Annotated in this window: 2 protein-coding genes; both read right to left on the bottom strand. The window is 50.3% G+C overall.

What is annotated here, in order from left to right:
* Window positions 1-250 precede the first annotated feature (250 nt).
* On the bottom strand, window positions 251-1,687 hold the full coding sequence (locus Q0668_RS12475; protein ID WP_298865021.1) for a DUF1501 domain-containing protein: 1,437 nt from the start codon (window positions 1,685-1,687) through the stop codon (window positions 251-253).
* A gap of 208 nt (window positions 1,688-1,895) precedes the next feature.
* On the bottom strand, window positions 1,896-2,741 hold the full coding sequence (locus tag Q0668_RS12470) for an acetylxylan esterase (protein WP_298865024.1): 846 nt from the start codon (window positions 2,739-2,741) through the stop codon (window positions 1,896-1,898).
* Window positions 2,742-2,787 lie beyond the last annotated feature (46 nt).

Genomic DNA, 2,787 nt, shown 5'->3' with positions numbered 1-2,787 from the left:
AGTGTGCTCAGGAATCCCACTTTCAGAAAATTTCGCCGCTGCTCACTCGAAAGACTTTGATAGGAGGAGCAACCTGTCGTTGAATGAGGCAAAACTGTATTTCCTTGCTGGCAGGAACATTCTTAGGGGATAGCAAGAGGGCTGATTACAGTTCTTTCAGATGCATTCCACTATAGTCAGACAGGTCAATATCTTACAACGCCCATTACCGCATGTCCATAAAGGAATGTGATGAAAAACTCTCGAAAAATCAACCAAATAATTGCTTGAGTGGTTGACCACTTTCGATGATGGGAATCGGGCGATCTTCTCGGTCCATGATAAACAGATCGGGATCGATGCCGAGTGACCAGTAGATCGTTTTTGCAAGATCTTCCGGGCTCACAGGGTTATCTGCCGGATACGCTGCCTCGGCATCAGAGGTGCCATGCAGAATGCCACCACGAATCCCGGCACCAGCCAGCAGACACGGAAAACAATGCGACCAGTGACCACGGCCCCAACTGGCGGTTCCCTTGGGTGTACGGCCCATTTCACCGACAGCCACCACCAGTGTTTCATCGAGCAAGCCGCGTTCTTCCAGGTCGGTAATTAATGCCGTATAGGTCTGATCAAAACCGGGTAGCAAATGCTTTTCAAGATGATTCGAATGAATATGCGAATCCCAACTGTAACCATCGGGTGCATCCCAGCAAACTGTGACAAACCGCGCCCCCGCTTCCACCATCCGTCGACCCATCAACGCCGATTGACCAAACAGATGCCGACCATAACGATCGCGCAGGGCCGCTGACTCTTTAGTAATATCAAAAGCCGATCGCATTTTTGCTGAAGTCACCAACGAAAGCGCACGCTGCTGAATTCGATCATAATTTTCATAGACGTGATCTTTATGAAATGACTTGTTCGCCTCATCGAACTGCTTCAGCAAACTGCTCCGCCGATTCAGTCGGTCCAGAGTAATGGCTTTCGTCGTCGCCATTCCATGAATCCGGAAATCCAGTTCCTCGTCGTTACAGCTACGAAAGTACGGATTGTCAGCCGAATTGCGTTTGCGGATGTTCGTGGCAAAGGCGTTGTATGCCGAGCCAAGCCAACCCGCGTGTTGCCCCGTGCGCTCATAACCCTGCAATGCACCCAGTTTGTTCGGCAAGTAAATATAATCAGGAAGTTCACGCTTATGCGCATCGGGCGCGCTGCGTGAAAGATATTCAACCACGCTGCCCATGGCAGGCCAGTCGGTCGAGCGGGCGTTGACATCGCCCCCGTCGGCTGCTGACCGCGTCCATTTATGGCCCGTTTGCATATAATGACAGGCATTATGATCGTTATGTGGATGCGTCATCGTACGGATCACGCATATCTTGTCGGAAATATTGGCTGTCCGACTGAGATGCTCACTGATCTGCAGACCCGGTGTCCGCGAGTGAATGGGGGAAAAAGGACCGCGTATCGAACTCGACGCTTCCGGCTTCATGTCGAATGATTCCAGCTGGCTGGGACCACCAAACAGATACAAGAAAATCACCGACTTCGCCCGCCCGTTTTGAAACGCACCAGCCACTTCTTCAGCAGCAAGCACACCCGGCAGGCTCAGCCCCAACAACCCCGAGCCTCCGATCTGCAACGCCTCGCGTCGCGTCAGGCCAGAGCAAACTTGTTTTGGATATCCATTGATTGTTAACATGGATCAAAGATTACCGATATGTTTCGCGGAGATCAAGGTTATTTATACTTGTGGAGTCTCGTTTTTGAATTTTGGGGTGATCGAGATCACGGGAGTGCGACAACGAAGCACGTAAACAACACTCCCAGCCCTCAATTTCAAGCTTGACAAAGCACCAGAATTCTTATTTCACATCATTGGAAGGGCCAATTTTATGAAATATAACGAGTTACTTGACCGCTGCTTGCTGCTTCACGTGTTCTAAAATCGCAGCAAAAAAGGCATCTTGGACATCCCGGGGTGCCGCGTGAGCCATTAAAGGCTTGTTGATCACACGCTTCTTTCCCTGCAGCAGGTTATAAGCCGCATAACAACTCGATGGAGGGCAGGTTCCGTCGATAAACCCAACACTCATAATCGCGTCAGCCTTGCACCGACTGGCAAAGTTAACAGCATCAACATACCGGCCCGCTTCTAACATTTTGGGATCGGGTTTACCATTTTTTGAAGTATGAACTAATTTTGGCCAACCATTGATGCGACCAGCGGCGCGGCCTGAATGATCACAGATTGCAGGCACTCCCGTGGCAATGAACGTAACACGATCATCAATGCCTCCTGCGACCAACGCCTGTCCGCCACCTTGGCTATGCCCGATGACGGCAATGGTTTTGCCGTCCCACTCTGGTTGCGCAGTCAGAAAATCAATCGCACGCACCAGCCTGAGAAACATCCCACGAAAGTAAGTTGTCTCGCGGCTCTCACGCCCCGCATGAGAATAACCTTTTAATCGTCCCTGAGAAAGATCTTTATAAAATTGAGCAGGTTTTCCGTTCGGAATGCCATGCGCGTTGATGTCCATCGACAGCATCCCGTTTTCTGCTCCTTTTACCGCATTTCCCAATGACGAACTACGAACTCCAGCACCATGCACCCACAAGACAATAGGCAGACTTTTTGGTTTCGCATTTTTAGGTTTTCCAAAATAGCCTGAGACAGGCGCACCACCCAGACAATCAACCTGCACATCATAGCAGGCAATTTTTTGATTGGGTTGTTCTACAGGCTCTAGCAGGGTGTCCGGAAATGAAATCTAGCGGTATCGCCATTAAGCCCGGAAA

The organism is uncultured Gimesia sp., from assembly GCF_937910335.1.
Lineage (GTDB): Bacteria > Planctomycetota > Planctomycetia > Planctomycetales > Planctomycetaceae > Gimesia.
The sequence above is the reverse complement of the archived record's forward strand: the minus strand, read 5'-3'. Positions and strand labels throughout refer to the sequence as shown.